15 protein-coding genes are annotated in these 17,306 nt (G+C 68.1%); 2 read left to right on the top strand and 13 right to left on the bottom strand.

What is annotated here, in order from left to right:
* Positions 1-5 precede the first annotated feature (5 nt).
* The 5 genes from H0X95_RS07380 to H0X95_RS07360 all read right to left on the bottom strand — a co-directional run bounded on the left by H0X95_RS07380 (position 6) and on the right by H0X95_RS07360 (position 4,278).
* Positions 6-1,367, bottom strand: coding sequence for a FecR family protein (locus H0X95_RS07380; protein WP_058901381.1), 1,362 nt, complete (start codon positions 1,365-1,367; stop codon positions 6-8).
* Positions 1,364-2,068 carry a response regulator transcription factor gene (locus tag H0X95_RS07375; RefSeq protein WP_006490421.1) on the bottom strand — a complete coding sequence of 235 codons (705 nt, stop codon included), beginning with the start codon at positions 2,066-2,068 and terminating at the stop codon, positions 1,364-1,366. Before H0X95_RS07375 ends, H0X95_RS07380 begins: the two co-directional genes overlap by 4 nt.
* A 267-nt stretch (positions 2,069-2,335) precedes the next feature.
* Entirely contained in the window at positions 2,336-2,770 is a 435-nt protein-coding gene (locus H0X95_RS07370) for a hypothetical protein (protein WP_034200673.1), read from the bottom strand.
* A 227-nt stretch (positions 2,771-2,997) separates the two neighbouring features.
* On the bottom strand, positions 2,998-3,225 hold the full coding sequence (locus H0X95_RS07365) for a sulfurtransferase TusA family protein (protein ID WP_006402122.1): 228 nt from the start codon (positions 3,223-3,225) through the stop codon (positions 2,998-3,000).
* A 117-nt stretch (positions 3,226-3,342) separates the two neighbouring features.
* Positions 3,343-4,278 (bottom strand): LysR family transcriptional regulator, encoded by a 936-nt coding sequence (locus tag H0X95_RS07360; RefSeq protein ID WP_196446001.1) that lies wholly within the window; start codon positions 4,276-4,278, stop codon positions 3,343-3,345.
* Between the two features lie 110 nt (positions 4,279-4,388).
* Here H0X95_RS07360 and H0X95_RS07355 point away from each other — a divergent pair, with 110 nt between their 5' ends.
* Positions 4,389-5,909 carry a CoA-acylating methylmalonate-semialdehyde dehydrogenase gene (locus H0X95_RS07355; RefSeq protein WP_006488924.1) on the top strand — a complete coding sequence of 507 codons (1,521 nt, stop codon included), beginning with the start codon at positions 4,389-4,391 and terminating at the stop codon, positions 5,907-5,909.
* 57 nt (positions 5,910-5,966) lie between these two features.
* Here H0X95_RS07355 and H0X95_RS07350 read toward each other — a convergent pair whose 3' ends face one another.
* The 8 genes from H0X95_RS07350 to H0X95_RS07315 form a co-directional block, all read right to left on the bottom strand.
* Positions 5,967-6,851 carry a MurR/RpiR family transcriptional regulator gene (locus H0X95_RS07350; protein WP_196446000.1) on the bottom strand — a complete coding sequence of 295 codons (885 nt, stop codon included), beginning with the start codon at positions 6,849-6,851 and terminating at the stop codon, positions 5,967-5,969.
* Positions 6,852-7,145: 294 nt separating this feature from the next.
* Positions 7,146-8,318, bottom strand: a complete 1,173-nt coding sequence (locus H0X95_RS07345; protein ID WP_006488917.1) for a Gfo/Idh/MocA family protein — start codon at positions 8,316-8,318, stop codon at positions 7,146-7,148.
* A 32-nt stretch (positions 8,319-8,350) separates the two neighbouring features.
* Positions 8,351-9,277, bottom strand: a complete 927-nt coding sequence (locus H0X95_RS07340) for a TIM barrel protein (protein ID WP_058901380.1) — start codon at positions 9,275-9,277, stop codon at positions 8,351-8,353.
* Between the two features lie 39 nt (positions 9,278-9,316).
* On the bottom strand, positions 9,317-10,330 hold the full coding sequence (locus H0X95_RS07335) for a Gfo/Idh/MocA family oxidoreductase (RefSeq protein ID WP_006497760.1): 1,014 nt from the start codon (positions 10,328-10,330) through the stop codon (positions 9,317-9,319).
* Between the two features lie 74 nt (positions 10,331-10,404).
* Positions 10,405-11,316 carry a sugar phosphate isomerase/epimerase family protein gene (locus tag H0X95_RS07330; RefSeq protein WP_196445999.1) on the bottom strand — a complete coding sequence of 304 codons (912 nt, stop codon included), beginning with the start codon at positions 11,314-11,316 and terminating at the stop codon, positions 10,405-10,407.
* A 43-nt stretch (positions 11,317-11,359) separates the two neighbouring features.
* Positions 11,360-12,385 carry an ABC transporter permease gene (locus H0X95_RS07325; RefSeq protein WP_034200677.1) on the bottom strand — a complete coding sequence of 342 codons (1,026 nt, stop codon included), beginning with the start codon at positions 12,383-12,385 and terminating at the stop codon, positions 11,360-11,362.
* A gap of 27 nt (positions 12,386-12,412) precedes the next feature.
* The gene (locus tag H0X95_RS07320) at positions 12,413-13,996 is read right to left on the bottom strand and encodes a sugar ABC transporter ATP-binding protein (protein ID WP_012492539.1); all 1,584 of its coding nucleotides are present in this window, start codon (positions 13,994-13,996) and stop codon (positions 12,413-12,415) included.
* Positions 13,997-14,062: 66 nt separating this feature from the next.
* Positions 14,063-14,989, bottom strand: coding sequence for a sugar ABC transporter substrate-binding protein (locus H0X95_RS07315; protein ID WP_012492538.1), 927 nt, complete (start codon positions 14,987-14,989; stop codon positions 14,063-14,065).
* A gap of 317 nt (positions 14,990-15,306) precedes the next feature.
* Here H0X95_RS07315 and H0X95_RS07310 point away from each other — a divergent pair, with 317 nt between their 5' ends.
* The gene (locus H0X95_RS07310) at positions 15,307-17,262 is read left to right on the top strand and encodes a bifunctional 5-dehydro-2-deoxygluconokinase/5-dehydro-2-deoxyphosphogluconate aldolase (RefSeq protein ID WP_196445998.1); all 1,956 of its coding nucleotides are present in this window, start codon (positions 15,307-15,309) and stop codon (positions 17,260-17,262) included.
* Positions 17,263-17,306 lie beyond the last annotated feature (44 nt).

The raw sequence follows: 17,306 nt of genomic DNA, 5'->3' as shown, positions 1-17,306 counted from the left end.
GCGGGTCAGCGCGACAACGTGAACGCGCTGACCGGACTGGTCTTCTCGTAGAACTTGCCGCCTTCGAATTCCTCGACGGTCACGGCCCAGAAATAGTCGCCCGGCGGCAGGTGCGCGACGGTGATCTGGCGCGCGTGCAGGCCGACTTGGTCGACGACCGGCGCGCTCAGGTCCTTCGAGCGCGACAGCACGAACCGGTAACGCGCCCCCTTGCCCGAACCGTTCGGCGACCAGCGGAACTCGTAACCGCCCGCGCCTTGCGACGCGCTCGCGTCGAGCCCCATCACGCGGCGCTCGAACGCATAGGTGCGCGGCAGCCCTTCGAGGCCGTTCGCATCGATCGCGGCGATCCGCACGAAGTAATTCCCGTTCGGCACGTCGCGGAACACCGCACGCGGCGAATCGGTGCGCGTTTCGCGGAACAGGTCGAGCAGCCCCGCGTCGTGCGCGAGCTGCACGCGATACGCTTGCGCCTGCGGGAGCGGCGCGACGTCGAATGCGACATCGGGCTCGTCCTGCACCTTGTCGGGATGCGCGAGCGAGGGCGCGCCCAGCAGCTGGACGGGCGCACCGACCGCGCCGGACGACGTCGCGACGCTGCCGAAGTTCGCATGCACGAGGGTCGCGCCGGCCGGCTGCCGGCCGCCCGCGACGCCGACGGTGCCGTCGAGCACTTCGACGCGCGTCGCCGCATTGCCGGCCGCGTCGTAGTTCACGCGAAAACGCGTGCCGCGCACGCCGGCCACGACCGACGGCGAGCGGATCTGGAAGCGGTCGTCGCGCTTCTTCAGGTGGGTGACTTCGCTGTCGACCGAGCCGCGCGTGAGTTCGAACTCGCGATCGAGCGTGCCGGTCAGCACCGTGCGGCGCAGCGACTTCAGGTCGAGCTGGCTGTCGGGCGGCAGGCTCATGTGCGTGCCGTCGGTCAGCTCGATCGTCACGAAGCCGTTCGGGCCGGTGCGCACGCGGTCGCCTTCGGCGAGCGTCGCATCGTTCGCGAGCGGCGCGAAAGCCGCGCCGGACGCGCGCTCGGCCGTGCCCTGCACCGCGATCACGCGTGCGGTGAGCTTTTCCTTGCGCAGCCGCGCGACCGGCAGCTTCAGCGCGACGCCGGGCTGCAGGTGCTTCGGCGCCGGCACGCCGTTGATCTGCTGGAGCAGTTGCCAGTCGTCCGCGCCCTGCAGGTAGCGCGCGGCGACGTCGTACAGCGTGTCGCCCGCCTGCGTGCGATAGACGACCATCTTGCCCGCGGCGGCGGGCGGCTGCGCCGCGGCCTGCTGCGCGGTGAACGCCAACGCGACCGCGCAGGCGGCGCGCAGCGCCGCCGTGCGCACACTCGCCGTGCGCTGCGTGATTCGCATGGTCACTCCGGTTCCCCCTGGCCGACCCGCTCGAGCCGGTAGCCGTACCCATAGATCGGCGCCAGACGGTAGCCGTTTTCGGGCCGTAGGCCGAGCTTGGTACGCAGCATCGAAATATGCGTGTCCATCGTGCGCGACGGAATGTCGGTCGCCTGCTTCCACACGAGGTCAAGAATGTGCGCGCGCGACAGCGGCCGGTCGAGATGCTGGAACAGCAGCAGCGCGAGCTCGAATTCCTTTTGCGTGAGGCTCACGGCCTTGTCGCCGACGTACGCCTGCTTCAGGTTCACGTCGAAACGGAACTGGTCGAATTCGCGGACGGTCGCCTCGGCGTTGACCGGATACGCGCGGCGCAGCAGCGAACCGATGCGCGCGCGCAGGATCGGGCCCGACACGGGCTTGACCACGTAATCGTCGGCGCCGGCGTTGAGGATCTGCGTGATCCCCGCCTCGTCGTCGCGGCTCGTCATGAAGATGATCGGCAGGCTGTGCTCGGTTTGATTGGCGCGCACCCACTTGAGCACTTCCTCGCCGGACATGTCGGGCACGTTCCAGTCGAGCACCAGCAGATCGAACGTCTCGCGCTGCAGGCGCTTCTTCAGGGCCTTGCCTTCCTTGAACGCATAGCACGTATGGCCAACGGCCGTCAGCGTTTGACTGACGAAATCCGTCTGGGCCGGATCGTCATCCAGTACAGCAATTCTCATAGCACCCCGCAAATCGAAGTCGATTCGTCCATCCGGCTCCCGCGCCTGCCCCGGCCGCGCAGCCTGCGCGCGGCGTCCGGATACCGGCCGGCGAGCCGTCGTTCGCCGCTTGCGCCACCTGCGCAAACCGGCGACCCCGGTCAAATATCTCAAAAACGGGGCACGGACGAACCGGCGATTTCATCATAGTAGTATGAAATTCGCCAAGAAATTGCGCGGACTATCGCCCTTTCTTCGAATAATCCTTTCTGTTGCGCAACCGGGCGCCTATTCGGCGCCCGCGATGCCGGCCACCGGCTCGGCAAAATCGTCGATCGGCATGCGTGGCGACGGCGACTCCGACAGCGGCGGTTGCGCAAGCATCCGCTGCAGCTGGTCGCGCACCCGCTCCCAGGCATGGGCCGCATAGTCGGGCTGGCCTGCCGCCCATGCCTGCGCCAGATCGAACACGCGTTCGATCGTCGCACCGCAGTAGGTCAGGCCGGAGCCGTCGTCCCGCGCGGCGTCGCGCAGCCGTTCGTCGAGCCATTCGGCCAGCCACGGCATCTCGGCCGCGGCCGAATCCGCATACGCCTCCAGCGCGGCACGCGCGTGGCGGTCCTGTTGCGGATCGAGCTCGATCCGGCTCAATTCCGAGGTGCGCACGGGCGCAATGCTTTCCGCTCCGGACGGACTTCGAAGGGTCCCTGGTCTGAAGGACATGTCCTCTCCCCGTTGTACGACGGTAGCGTCAGGCATGGCCCCCGTGCCCGCCGTACGACGTACCGTGGCCGGCGCCTCCGCTGGGAGCGGACGACCGGCCGGGTCAGTATACGCAGCCGGTCACGCAACGAGGTTTAAGAATTGTCAGAGAGGGGCGCCCGGCTAGGGGCGCCCGGTCAAGCGCGCCGGCCAGGAGCCCGGCGCGGCGGGACGTGCGACGCGCGCCGTCAGCGGCGACGCATCAGGAACACGAAGGTCTTGTCCTGGGTCGTCGATTCGACGATCTCGTTGCCCGTCTGCTTCGCGAACGCGGCGAAATCGCGCTGCGAGCCCGGATCGGTCGCGAGCACCTTGAGGATCTGCCCGCTTTCCATATCGGCAAGCGCTTTCTTGGCACGCAGGATCGGCAACGGGCAATTGAGCCCGCGCGCGTCCACTTCCTTGTGAATCTGCATCGGCTGTCGACCTTCGAATGACGCGCCACACACGGCGCGGGAGGAAGCCGCGATTTTACCGCAGCGCCGCGGCGCCTGCCCGGCCCGCCCACGGCCGGGCGCCCGCCGGCGCCCGGCTCACGCGCCGGAAAAGCCGCCCGCGAGCCGTTCGCGCAGATGCCGCACGAGCGCGCGCACCGCGCTCGGCACGACCGGGCTGTACGGGCGGATCGCGAAAATGTGGTCGCCGAACGCGCCCGACGGCCGCCAGCCGTCGAGCAGCGCGACGAGCCGGCCGGCGTCGAGATCGCGCCGCGCGCTGAAGTCCGGCAGCAGCGCGATGCCGAGCCCGCCGAGCGCGGCCTCGCGCATCGCCTCGCTGTTGTTCGCTGCGAAACTGCCGCGCACCGGCACGCTCACGCGCTGGCGCCGGCGGCCGTCCGGCTCGAAGCTCCACGCGGCCGGCTCGTTGTCGCGCAGGTAGCACAGGCAGCTGTGATCGACGAGTTCGCTCGGGTGGCGCGGCGCGCCGCGCGCGTCGAGATAGTCGCGGCTCGCGACCAGCAGCGAACGCGTGTCGCACAGCTTCCATGCGACGTGGGTCTGCGGTGCGGTGGTCGTATGGCGGATCGCGAGGTCGAAGCCCTCCTGCGTCAGCGAATGCAGGCGGTCCGACAGGTCGAGCTCGATCTGTACGCCCGGATGCTGGCGCAGGAAATCGGGCAGGTGCGGCACGACCTGCTGGCGGCCAAGCGCGACCGGCGCCGTCACGCGCAGCAGCCCGCGCGGCTCGCCGGCGAGATCCTTCACGCGCGCGAAGTGCTGGCCGATCGACTCGAACGCGTCGCGCGTGCTGTCGACGAGCGTCTGGCCCGCGTCGGTGAGCCGCACGCTGCGCGTGGTGCGGCGCACGAGCGGCACGCCGGCCGCCTTTTCGAGATCGGCGATGCGCTGGCTCATCGCGGCCTTGCTGATGCCGAGCCGCTGCGCGGCAGCGGTGAAACTGCCGGCCGCGGCCAGCACCGTCAGTGAATGGATATGCGGCCAGAGCGCCTGGACATTTTGCTGATTCATCCACTGATTATTCAGAATTCTGAACAGTGAATCAAGTTTCGCGGTCTTCTCGCGCCCTGCCGCTTTGCCTAGACTAGGTTCCGTCCACCCCCTATTCCCAGGAGACACGCATGACCACGGTTCCCGCCTATACGTCCGACGCCGACGTCGGCCACTACCTCGACGGCGCGCCCGTCGCCGGCCGCAGCGGCCGCTTCCAGGACGTCTTCAATCCCGCGCTCGGTCGCGCGGTGCGCCGCGTCGCGCTCGCCGGCAACGACGAGGTCGAACGGGCCGTCGCGTCGGCCCGTGCCGCGTTCCCGGCCTGGGCCGACACGCCGCCGATCCGCCGCGCGCGCGTGCTGCACCGCTTCCTGCAGCTGATGAACGAGCACCGCGACACGCTCGCGGCGATCATCACCGCCGAGCACGGCAAGGTGTTCTCGGACGCGCAGGGTGAAGTCGCACGCGGCATCGACATCATCGAATTCGCGTGCGGCGTGCCGCAACTGCTGAAAGGCGACTTCACCGACCAGGTCAGCACCGGCATCGACAACTGGACGATGCGCCAGCCGCTCGGCGTCGTCGCGGGCATCACGCCGTTCAACTTCCCGTGCATGGTGCCGTGCTGGATGTTCCCGGTCGCGCTCGCGACGGGCAACACGTTCGTGCTGAAGCCGAGCGAGCGCGACCCGTCGGCCGCGCTGTTCATCGCCGACCTGCTCACGCAGGCAGGCCTGCCCGCCGGCGTGTTCAACGTCGTGCAGGGCGACAAGGGCGCGGTCGATGCCCTCCTCGACCACCCGGACGTGCAGGCCGTCAGCTTCGTCGGCTCGACGCCGATCGCGGCCTACGTGCAGCAGCGCGCGGTGCAGTCGGGCAAGCGCGTGCAGGCGCTCGGCGGCGCGAAGAACCACCTCGTCGTGATGCCCGATGCGAACATCGACCAGGCGGTCGACGCGCTGATCGGCGCCGCGTACGGCTCGGCCGGCGAGCGCTGCATGGCGATCAGCATCGCGGTGCTGGTCGGCGACGTGGCCGACAAGATCGTGCCGGCCGTCGCCGAGCGCGCGCGCAAGCTGGTGATCGGCGACGGAATGTCGCCGGAAGTCGAGATGGGCCCGATCGTCACCGGCGAAGCGTTGAAGCGCATCGAAGGCTATATCGAGCAAGGCGTGAACGAAGGTGCGCAACTGGTGGTCGACGGCCGCGGGCTGCGCGTGCCGGGCCGCGAGGCAGGCTTCTTCACCGGCGGCACGCTGTTCGATCACGTGAAACCCGACATGCGGATCTACAAGGAAGAGATCTTCGGGCCGGTGCTCGGCTGTGTGCGCGTGAAGGATTTCGGCGAAGCGGTCGACCTGATCAACGCGCACGAGTTCGGCAACGGCGTGTCGTGCTTCACGAGCGACGGCGGGATCGCGCGCGAATTCGCGCGGCGCATCCAGGTGGGGATGGTCGGCATCAACGTGCCGATTCCGGTGCCGATGGCATGGCACGGCTTCGGCGGCTGGAAGAAGAGCCTGTTCGGCGACATGCACGCGTACGGCGAGGAAGGCGTGCGCTTCTACACGCGCCAGAAGTCGGTGATGCAGCGCTGGTCGTCGAGCATCGGCAAGGGCGCCGAATTCGCGATGCCGACCGCGAAGTAAGCCGGCCGGAGCGCCCTCCGCCGCTGCGTTCGGCGGGCGGCGCACCGCCAGCCGGGATCAACCGGCCTTCGTGCCGTGCGCGCCGTCGGCGGTCGGCAGGTACGACAGCTCGAGCCGGTACGCGAGCGCGACGAACAGGCTCTGCGCGAGGCCCATCGTGGCCGTCAGTGCACGAAAACCGAACGTCGCGCTGTCCTGCACCATCAGCGTCACTTCCGCCTCCCGCGCGAGCGGGCTCATCCGGCTGTCGGTGATCGCGATCAACCGCGCGCCGCGCTGCGCGGCCTGCTGCGCGACCTGCACGGTCTCGTCCGCATACGGCATGAACGAGATCGCGATCATCACGTCGCCCTCGCGCACCGAGCGGATCTGGCCGAGATGCATGCTGCCGAGCGCGCTGAACAGCCCGATCCGCTTGTCCGTGTGCTGCAGCGCATAGTCGAGATACACGGCGATCGGGAACGCGCGCCGCGACCCGGCGATCCAGATCGCCTGCGTATCGGCGAGCAGGTCGACGGCCTGCGCGAGCGCCTGCGAATCGAGCGTCTGCCGCAACTGCTGCATCCCGGCAATGCTGCCCTTGATGAATTCGTCGGCGATCTGTTCGGGCTGCAGGCTCGACGAGCCGGCCTCGATCACGTCGCGCAGCCGCAGGTTGTACGCGCGCCCCGGCGCGATCTGCTGCGCGAGCCCTTCGCGGAACAGCCGCTGCATCTCGGAGAACCCGGAGAAGCCGAAGTGCTTCGCGAAGCGCACGACGGCCGACGGCTGCACGCCGCAGGCCTCCGCGAGCGACTGGATGCCTTCCAGCCCAAGCTGGTCCCGATGCGTTTCCACGTGGCGCGCAATCACCTTCAGGCGATTGCTGAGGCTGTCGTACTCCTGCGTCAGGTGCTGCAGGAACGCCTCGACGGTGGCGGGAGGTTTCTCGGATGAACTCATCGGATAGCGCGAAGTTGACGGCCCCGGTGCGCGCGCGTGGCTGGCCGGCACGGCCCGGGGCTCGACTGGATACATGCATGAAGGGCGAATTTAATCACGTTTGCGGCACGGCCCGCGCCGCCTGCTCGCTCCCACGCGCTCGATCATCACTTGCACACGCTCCACGGCAAGACTGAAAACGATTGTCCAACGCGCTCGCGGCGTCGTAAAGATTAGGGCGTCTACCGAGGCCGGCGGTCGCGAACAAACGCGACCAAACGCGACGACGCGCGGCGCAGCCGGCCCGCCCCCGTTTCAACGATAGTCGACCCACACGCTGCCCGCATCGGCCGAACGCACGCAATTCTCGACCCACCGTACGCCCTCGACACCGGCGTGCACGTCCGGAATACGGATGGCCTTCACCGCCGCCATGTCGCCGCGATCGGCCGCGTCCATTGCGAGCGCGAAGCGCGCGTAGAGGTTCGACCAGGCCTCGAACAACCCTTCCGGATGCCCGGCGCCGATGCGGTCTTCGCGCAATGCGTGCGGATGGAGGTACGGCATCCCGCGATCGAGCACCTGCGCGGGCTGCCCCTGGATTTCGTAGCGCAACTGGTTCGGATGCTCGTCCCACCATTCGATGCTCGCCTTCGAGCCGATCACGCGCACCTTCTGCCCGTGCATCGAGCCGGCATTCACCGCGCTCGACCATACGTAGCCGATCGCGCCGGTGTCGTATTCCATGATCGTGAACGCGTTGTCCTCGAGCGGCGCGCGGCTCTTCACGAAGCTCTGCCGCGAACACATCAGCCGCCGGATCTTCAGTGCCGGCGCCATCACCTCGGAGATGTACAGCGGATGCGTGCCGATGTCGCCGAGCACGTAGCTCGGGCCCGCGAACTTCGGATCGACGCGCCAGCGCGCGGCCGCGCTCGCGGCCTCGACGCCCTCGCTGTGGAAGCCGTGCGCGAACTGCATCTGCACGATGCGGATCTCGCCGAGATCGCCGCGCGCGATCATCTCGCGCGCCTGTTCGATCATCTGGTGTCCGGAATAGCCGTACGCGACGCCGACGATCCGGTTCTTCTCGACCGACAGACGCTGCAGCGCCTCGGCCTCTTCGGTCGTGAAGCACAGCGGCTTCTCGCAGACCACGTGCAGCCCCGCGTTCAGCGCGGCGCGGCAGATCTCGAAGTGCGTGTTGTTCGGCGTCGCGATCGACACCGCACGAATGCCGTCGGGGCGACGCGCCTCGGCGTCGAACATCGTCGCGTAGTCGGGATAGCAGCGCTCGGCCGCGACACCGAGCTTCACGCCGAACTGGCGGCCGCGCTCGGGATCGAGGTCGAATGCGCCGGCGACCAGCTGGAAGCTGCCGTCGCGCAGCGCGGCCGACCGGTGGCTGTAGCCGATCTGGCTGCCGAGACCGCCGCCGACCATGCCCCAGCGAATCGAATGGCCAAGCAGAATCTGTCCGTCAATCATGATGGTGGTGTTCCTGGTGCGGGTTCAGGGGATCATGCAAAACCGGCCGACGCGAGAAACGCGCGGCTCGCGGCGACGTCGCGCAGGCTCGTGCCGGCGTTGCGCGGGTCGCGCTCCTGTTCGATCGTGATGTAGCCCGCGTAGCCGATGTCGACGAGCGCCTGGCGGATCGCCGGGTAGTCGAGCACGCCGGTGCCGATCGGGCACATCACGCCGCGCGCGCAGGCCGCGAAGAACGCGATGTGCTCGCCCATCACCGCGTCGTATACGGCCGCGTCGATATCCTTGAAGTGCACGTAGTCGAGCCGTGCCGCATGGCGGCGCAACCACGTTTCGGGGTCCATGCCCGAGTAATACAGGTGGCCGGTGTCGAGACACAGGCCCGCCGTGTCGGCCGGCATATCGGCGACGATCCGGTCGATCTCGTCCGCGAACTCGATGTAGCCACCCGCATGCGGATGGATCACCGCGCGCACGCCGAACTCGTCGCGCGCGATCGTCGCGATCTGCCGGATATGGTCGACCATCCGCGCCCAGCGCTCGGCGGACAGCCGCGGCGCGCGATCGCCGTGGCCGGCCGCGTAGTCGCGTTCCTCGTGGCCCCAGTCCATCACGACCAGGTATGGCGCCGCGTAGCGCTGGCCGTCCTGCGTCGGCAGCTTCGGCAGTTGCGTGATCAGCGCGCAGATGTCGCGCGTCTGGCGCAGCAGGTTCGGCAGGTTCTCCGGCGACACGAGATCGTCGAAGATCGTGCCGGCCGTGATGCTCAGGCGTTGCCGTTCGAGCTCCGCGCTCACCGCGTCGAGATCGAGCGGGATGTAGCCGTACGGCCCGAGCTCGATGCCCGAGTAGCCGGCCTGCGCGGCCTCGGCAAGCACGTGCCGCCACGGCGGCAGGTGCGGGTTCTTCACGTCGTCGACGCCCCAGCAGCAGGGCGCGCAGCCAATCTTCATCGTCATGTCGGTCGGTCCGGCAAGTAAGCGGCGCGCAGCCGCGGGTCAGCCGCGATAGAACGCGGGACGCTCGGCCATCGCGATCGGCTCGACCGCGCCGCTCTGCTGGGCCCGCACGCACGCGTCGGCCGCGACCGCCGCCGCGTAGCCGTCCCACGCGGACGGCCCGGTCAGCGCGCCCTGCCGCACACCGTCGATGAACGCCTGCAACTCGACGTCGTACGACGCGATGAAGCGCTCCTTCCAGTCGGTCATGATCTCGACCGACTGCCGCGCCGCATGCTTGAGCCCGACGGCGGGCGGATCGGGCAGCTTCGCGATGCCCTGCTCGCCGACCACCTCGCACTGGATGTCGTAGCCGTACTGGCAGTTCACGAAGATCTCGACGTCGATGCGCACGCCGCTCGCGGTCTCCAGCAGCACGATCTGCGGATCGGCGAGATGCGCGCTCGCATGGCGCGTCTTCTTCGGATAGACGACCTGCGCGCTCGTGTAGTCCTCGCCGAGCAGCCAGCGCAGCACGTCGAGTTCGTGGATCAGCGTGTCGGTGATCGCCATGTCGGTCGTGTAGCGCTCGCCGACCGACTGGTTGCGGTGCGCGCAATGCAGCATCAGCGGCGCGCCGATCTGGCCGCTGTCGATCACGCGCTTGAGCGCGCGATAGCCTTCGTCGTACGGCCGCATGAAGCCGACCTGCACGAGCCGCTTGCCGTGCGCGACTTCCGCTTCGACGATCCGCATGCAGCCGTCGGCCGTGACGGCCAGCGGCTTCTCGCAGAACACCGGCTTGCCGTGCGCGATCGCGTCGAGCACGAACGCTTCGTGCGTCGGCCCCCACGACGTGACGAGCACGGCCTGCACGTCGGCGGCCGCGACCACTTCGTGGCCGTCGCCGTAGATCTCGGCGTCGAGCCCGTACTTCGTCACCGCATCGCGCGCCTGCTGCGGATCGATGTCGTTGACGGCCACGACGCGCGCGCCGGACAGCGTGCGGGTCAGTCTGCGGATGTGGTCCTGGCCGATCGCGCCGCAGCCGATCACGCCGATTTGCAAGGTCATGCAGTTCTCTCCAGTCGTTCGTTCATCAGCGACGCGGCCCGTGCCGCGCCGGTCAGTCATCGGTCATCAGCCGTTCAGCGCGCGGTGCGATCGAAATGGCGATCGACGTAGCGCTGGATCGCGTCGCGCATGTAGCGCGACGACGCTTCCGCGCGGTCTTCCCACGCGAACACGCACGACGACATCACGCCGTCGAAACCGGCCGCGCCGAGCGCGCGGAAAAACACGTCCCAGTCGATCTCGCCCTGCCCGATGTCGAGATGCTGGTGCACGCGGATCTGGTTCGAGCCGGGCGGGTTCACGATGTAGCGCAGCTGGCTGCTCTTGCGGTGGTCGAACGTGTCGGCCACGCGCACGTGCGCGAGGATCGGCGCGGCCTGCGCGATCATCGCGGCCATGTCGTCGCCGTAGTAGAACGTGTGCGGCGCGATGTACGACAGCTTCAGCGACGGCGAACCGAGGTTCGTGACGATGTCGATCGCCGGCTGCAACTGCTCGATCCAGTCCTCCGGATGCGGCTCGACCGACAGCACGATGCGTTCGCGCTCGAAGATCGGCAGCAGCTCGTCCATCGAGCGGAACCACGCGGCCTCGCACAGCTCCTTCGGGTTCGCGCCCGGCCGCTCGCCGACCGAGCGCTCGGGCGACGCGCCGCGCCCGAACTCCGACACCATCAGCGGGCACTCCATCTCGACTGCCACCTCGATCGCCTTCTTCCAGCAGCGCACCGACCATTGCCGCTCGTCGTCGAACGGGCTTGCCCAGCGGTACATCGGCTGCAGCGACGCGAGGCCGACGCCGCTCGCGCGCAGCGCCTGGCGGAACGCGGCCATGCGTTCCCGCGTCGCACGCGGCATCACCCACCAGTCGAGAAAGTCGCTGCGCGGCGACAGCTCGATCTGGTCGTAGCCGAGCTCGGCCACCGCGTGCGGCAGCCGGTCGAGCGGCAGATGGCGAATCATGTAGGGGTCCAGCGCGATCTTCATCGGGTGTCCTATGCGAAGTCTGATTTTGGGATCACGCGCGCGCTCAACGGCGCGACTTCTTGTTGCGGTACTGGTCGGCGATCACGGCCGCGACGATGATCGCGCCCTTCACCATCTCCTGGTAGTACGCGTCGATGCGGATGAACGTGAAGCCCGACGTCATCACGCCGAGGATCAGCACGCCGATCACGGTGCCCGTCACGCGGCCGAGGCCGCCCGACAGCGACGTGCCGCCGATCACGACGGCCGCGATCGCATCGAGCTCGTACATCACGCCCATGCCCGACTGGCCGGAGATCGCGCGCGCGGCCGTCACCGTGCCGGCGATCCCGCTCAGCAGGCCCGCGATCGCATAGACGAACACCAGGTGCCGCGTGACGTTGATGCCCGACACGACGGCCGCATGGCGGTTCGCGCCGATCGCATAGGTGTACTTGCCGAAGCGCGTATAGCGCAGCACGACGTGGAAGATCGCGGCGATCACGAGAAAGATGATCACCGGGTTGGCGCCCGCGCCGATCGCCGCGAACTGGTCGGTCAGCATCGACACCGGCATCCCGTTGGTGAACCACTTCGCGAAGCCGCGCGCGGCGACCATCGTGCCGAGCGTCGCGATGAACGGCGGGATGCCCGTCATCGCGATCAGCGAGCCGTTCAGCAGGCCGACCAGCAGCCCGACGCACACGCCGGCCAGCACCGGCCAGATGATCGGCAAGTCGGTGAGGTGCGGAAACACCGCGCGCGGGAAGTCGGACACCTGCGCGAGGCTCGCCGACACGACGGCCGCCGCCGCGACGACCGACCCCGACGACAGGTCGATCCCGCTGGTGATGATCACGAGGTTCACGCCGACCGCGATGATGCCGATCACGGCCATCTGCAGCACGATGATCTCGAGCCGCTCGGTATTGAACAGGAAGCTCTGGCCGACGACGATCCAGCCGACGATCTCGAAGAACAGGCTGATGCCGACCAGTACGAGGAAGATGCTCAGTTCGGGCGGCCACTTCGTATGCCGCGACTTGAGTGTCATGGTCTGCGCATCCGCGACCGGGTTCAGGTTGCCCATTTCAGTTGTCTCCAATCTTGTTTCGGCTCAGCGCGACGCGAGATCCATGATGCGGACCTGGTCGGCGTCCTTGCGATCGACGATGCCGGTCATGCGCCCTTCGTGCATCACCATCACGCGATCGCTCATCCCGAGCACTTCCGGCATTTCCGACGAGATCATCAGCACCGCGACGCCCTTGCCCGCGAGCGCGCTGACGAGCCGGTGAATCTCGGCCTTCGCGCCGACGTCGATGCCGCGGGTCGGTTCGTCGAGAATCAGGATGCGCGGCTGCGTGAGCAGCCACCGGCCGATCAGCACCTTCTGCTGGTTGCCGCCCGACAGGTTCTGGATTTCCTCGTGCAGCCCGGGCGATTTCACGCGCAGCATCCGGCTCATTTCCTCGCAGTCGCGCTTCAACTGCGCCTGCTGCACGAAATTGAACTTCACGTAGCGGTGGCTGAGCACCGCCGCTTCCATGTTCGCGAGCAGGTCGAGATTCAGGAAGCAGCCGGAATCCTTGCGGTCCTCGGTGAGGAACGCCATCCCGTGCTTCATCGCCTGCGCGGGCGTCGCGATCCGCACCGGCTTGCCGTCGATGCGGATTTCGCCCGAGGTGGCCGGCACGACGCCGAACAGCGCCTCCGCGACGTTCGAGCGCCCCGAGCCGACGAGGCCGGCGACGCCGAGAATTTCGCCCGCGCGCAGCTCGAAGCTCACGTCGCGGAACACGCCGTCGACGCAGAGATCCTTCACCGACAGCACGACGTCGCCGATCGGCACGTCCTCCTTCGGGAACATCTGCGTGATCTCGCGCCCGACCATCATGCGGATGATGTCGTCGCGCGTGACGTCGCTCGACGCATGCGTGCCGATGTACTTGCCGTCGCGGAACACCGAGAACTCGTCGGCGATCTCGAACAGCTCGTTCATCTTGTGCGTGATGTAGACGATGCCCTTGCCCTGCTCGCGCAGCTGGCGAATGATCCGGAACAGGTGCGTGACTTCCTTGTCGGTCAGCGCGGAGGTCGGCTCGTCCATGATCAGCACGTCCGAGTCGAACGACACGGCCTTCGCGATCTCGACCATCTGGCGGCTCGCGACCGTCAGCGTGCGCACGTCGGTTTCCGGATCGATGTCGATCGACAGCCGCTCGAACAGCGCGGCCGTGCGGCGGCGCAGCTCGGCGTGATCGATCAGGCCGAAGCGGTTCTTCGGTTCGCGGCGGATCCAGATGTTCTCCGCGACCGTCATGTACGGCATCAGGTTGAGTTCCTGATGGATCATCGCGATCCCGCGGTCGAGCGCGTCGAGCGGGCCGTTCAGCACGACCGGTTCGCCGTTGATCAGGATTTCGCCCTGGTCGGGCGTGTAGACGCCCGCGATGATCTTCATCAGCGTGGACTTGCCGGCGCCGTTCTCGCCCATCAGCGCATGAACGGTGCCGCGGCGCACGCGGAACTGCACGCCGTCGAGCGCGACGACGCCGGGAAAGGACTTGCCGACCCCGCGCACCTCGAGCACGCAGTCGGCCGCGGAAGGCGGCGGCGAACCGGACGCGCCGGCCGCCCCGGACGAAGCCGCCGGGGCGTCGCCGGCGGCCATCGGGCGCGCGATCCTGGCTGTAAACATGGACGTTCCTCGACAAGTCGCGCGAACCCGGCGTACCGGGCCCGCGCAGTTCAACGGAAAAACCGGTCAGTGCTTCGCGTACTGGTTCATGTTGTCGGGCGTCACGAGCTCGAACGGCACGTTCACGTAGCGATCGACGGGCTGCTTCTTCGCGAGCTTGAGCGCCGCGGCCACCGCCTGCGCGCCCTGCCCGGTCGCGTTCTGGTACACCGACACCTTCAGCTCGCCGGCCTTCATCGCGGCAAGCCCGTCCGGCGTCGCGTCGATGCCGGCGACGACGGTCTTCGGCGTGAGCTTGCGCGCGGCCTTCAGCGCGTTGATCGCGCCGATCGCCATTTCGTCGTTGTTCGACACGATCGCGTCGAACTTGGTCCCGGAGCTCAGCCAGTTCATCGTGATGTCCTGGCCCTGCGTGCGGCTCCACTTGCCTTCGCGCTTGTCGACGATCTTCATGCCCGCGCAATCCTTCGTCGCGATCACGTCCTCGATGTCCTTGGTGCGGGCGCGCGCCGATTCGTTGGACAGCTCGCCCATCAGCACGAGGATGTCGCCCTTGCCGCCGAGCAGCTTGCACACCTGGCGCGCCTGCAGCGTGCCCGACTGCTTTTCGTCGGAGGCGACGACCGCGACGCCGGCCGGCAGCTTGTCGAAATCGACCGGCTTGCGGTTCACGTAGACGAGCGGGATCTTCGCGGCGGTCACCATCTTCGTGATCTTCGGCGTCGCGTCGGTATCGACCGCGTTCACGATGATCGCGTCGACCTTCTGCGCGATCATGTTCTGGACCTGGCTCAACTGCTTGCCGACGTCGTTGCCGCCGTCCTCGATCTGCACCGTCGCGCCGTCCTTCTTCGCCGAATCGGCGATGCTGTTGCGCAGGATGGTCAGGAATGTGTCGTCGAACGATGCCATCGTCACGCCGATCTTCTCGGCATGCGCGAGCGGCGCAGCCAGGATCGCGGCGGCCGCGACGGCCATCAGCTTGGTCTTCATGATCAATCTGTCTCCTCATCTCCGGGGGGCGGAAGACGGCGCGTTGCGCGCCGCCGGGCCGAGTCCGATCGGGTCCGATCGGGACTGAAGCATCCGGATGAAACTGTAGATCACTTCCTCGAAAATTTGGAAATTTATTTCTACGTGATTTCACCTAGGGAACTGGATTTCCAAAAAGTCTAGACTCCGTTCCGTAGCCCGAATCCCGGCGACAGGCAGCCTCGCGTCGTGCAGCACCTGCTGCGGACAGCCGTCGCCGGATCGGTCCCCTAATCTGCCGGCAGCGCCGAACGCCGGCCGCGAGCGTGACACGTGATATGAGCCTGCTGAACTTTCCGAGTGACCGCCCCATCGATCTCGCCTGCCTCGGCCGCGTGGCCGTGGATCTCTATGCGCAGCAGTACGGCAGCCGCCTCGAGGACGCGCGCAGCTTCCAGATGTATCTCGGCGGCTCGTCGGGCAACGTCGCGTTCGGCGTCGCGCGGCTCGGGCTGAAGACCGCGATGATTTCGCGCGTCGGCGACGAGCAGATGGGCCGCTTCCTGCGCGAGACGCTCGAGCGCGAAGGCTGCGACACGAGCCAGTTGCAGACCGACCGCGAGCGCCTCACCGCGCTGGTGCTGCTCGGGCTGAGGGATCGCGATACGTTTCCGCTGCTGTTCGTGCGCGAGAACTGCGCGGACATGGCCGTGCGCGCCGACGAGATCCGCGAGGACTTCATCGCCGGTTGCCGCGCGCTCGCGATCACCGGCACGCATCTGTCGACGCCGGGTACGCGCGAGGCGTCGCTGACCGCGTTGACGTATGCGCGCAGCCACGGCACGGTGCGCATCCTCGACATCGACTACCGGCCGGTGCTGTGGGGACTGACCGCACGCGGCGCCGGCGAAAACCGCTACGTGCCCGACGCGCAGGTGACGCGGCAGTTGCAGCAGGTGCTCGGCGAATTCGACCTGCTGGTCGGCACGGAGGAAGAATTCCTGATCGCGGGCGGCGTACCGCACGACCTGGTCGGGTCGTTGCAGGCGGTGCGCGCGATCACGAACGCGACGCTGGTCGTCAAGCGCGGTGCGCTCGGCTGTTGCGTGATCGAAGGCGACATTCCGGCCAGCATCGACGCTGCGCCGACCTTTCTCGGCGAGCGCGTCGAGGTGCTCAACGTGCTCGGCGCGGGCGACGCATTCCTGTCGGGCCTGCTGTCGGGGCTGCTGCGCGGGCGCGACTGGGCCGAATCGACGCGCATCGCGAACGCGTGCGGCGCGATCGTCGTGTCGCGCCACGCGTGCTCGGCCGCGATGCCGACGCCGGCCGAACTCGCGCACTGGTTCGACGGCAGCCGCAATCCGGTAGTCGATGCCGACCGCACGCTCGCGCACCTGCATCGCGTGACGGTGCCGCGCCGCGACTGGGACGACCTGTGCGTGATGGCGTTCGACCATCGCAGCCAGTTCTACGAGCTCGCGGTGCAGGCCGGCGCGGACGAAGCGCGGATCAAGACGCTGAAGCGCCTGCTCGTGCGCGCGGTCGAACAGGTCGAGCGCGATCGCGGCATCGCCGGCCACGTCGGCGTGCTGATCGACGGCGGCGCGTACGGCAGCGACGCGCTCGCGTCGGCCACCGGGCGCGGCTGGTGGGTCGGCCGTCCGGTCGAGCTGCCGGGCTCGCGCCCGCTGCGGTTCGACGACACGCGCTCGGTCGGCTCGTCGCTCACGCACTGGCCGACCGAACAGGTCGTGAAGTGCCTGGTTCACTATCACCCCGACGACCCCGTCGACCTGCGTGTCGAGCAGGAGCAGCGCGTGCTGGAACTGTGGGAAGCCACGCGTGCGAGCGGCAACGAGCTGCTGCTGGAAATGATTCCGCCGCGCGCGGTCACGCCGGCCGGCACCGAGGACGACGCGGTGCTGCGCACGGTCGCGCGCTTCTACAACCTCGGCGTGAAACCCGAATGGTGGAAGCTCACGCCGCTCACCGCCGACGGCTGGACGCGGCTCGCCGCGCTGATCGCCGAGCGCGACCCGCATTGCCGCGGCGCGGTGATCCTCGGGCTGAACCAGCCGCTGCAATACCTCGTCGACAGCTTCCGCTCGGCGACCAACCCGATCGTCAAGGGCTTCATGGTCGGCCGCACGCTGTGGGCCGATGCGTCGCTGAACTGGTTCGCGGGCCGGATCGACGATCAGGCGCTGATCGACGAAGTGGCCGGCAATTTCGCGCAACTGGTCGACGCGTGGCTCGGCCGCCGGGCCGCCGCCCGCGCCGCCGCGGCCTGATGCCTCCGTTCGTGACGACCACCCGACTTCTCTCTATCGACCGA

It is taken from the genome of Burkholderia sp. 9779_493 (assembly GCF_015712215.1).
In the GTDB taxonomy this organism is placed as follows: Bacteria; Pseudomonadota; Gammaproteobacteria; order Burkholderiales; family Burkholderiaceae; genus Burkholderia; species Burkholderia cenocepacia.
Note: the sequence above shows the minus strand (reverse complement) of the source record. Positions and strands in the feature narration are given on the sequence as shown.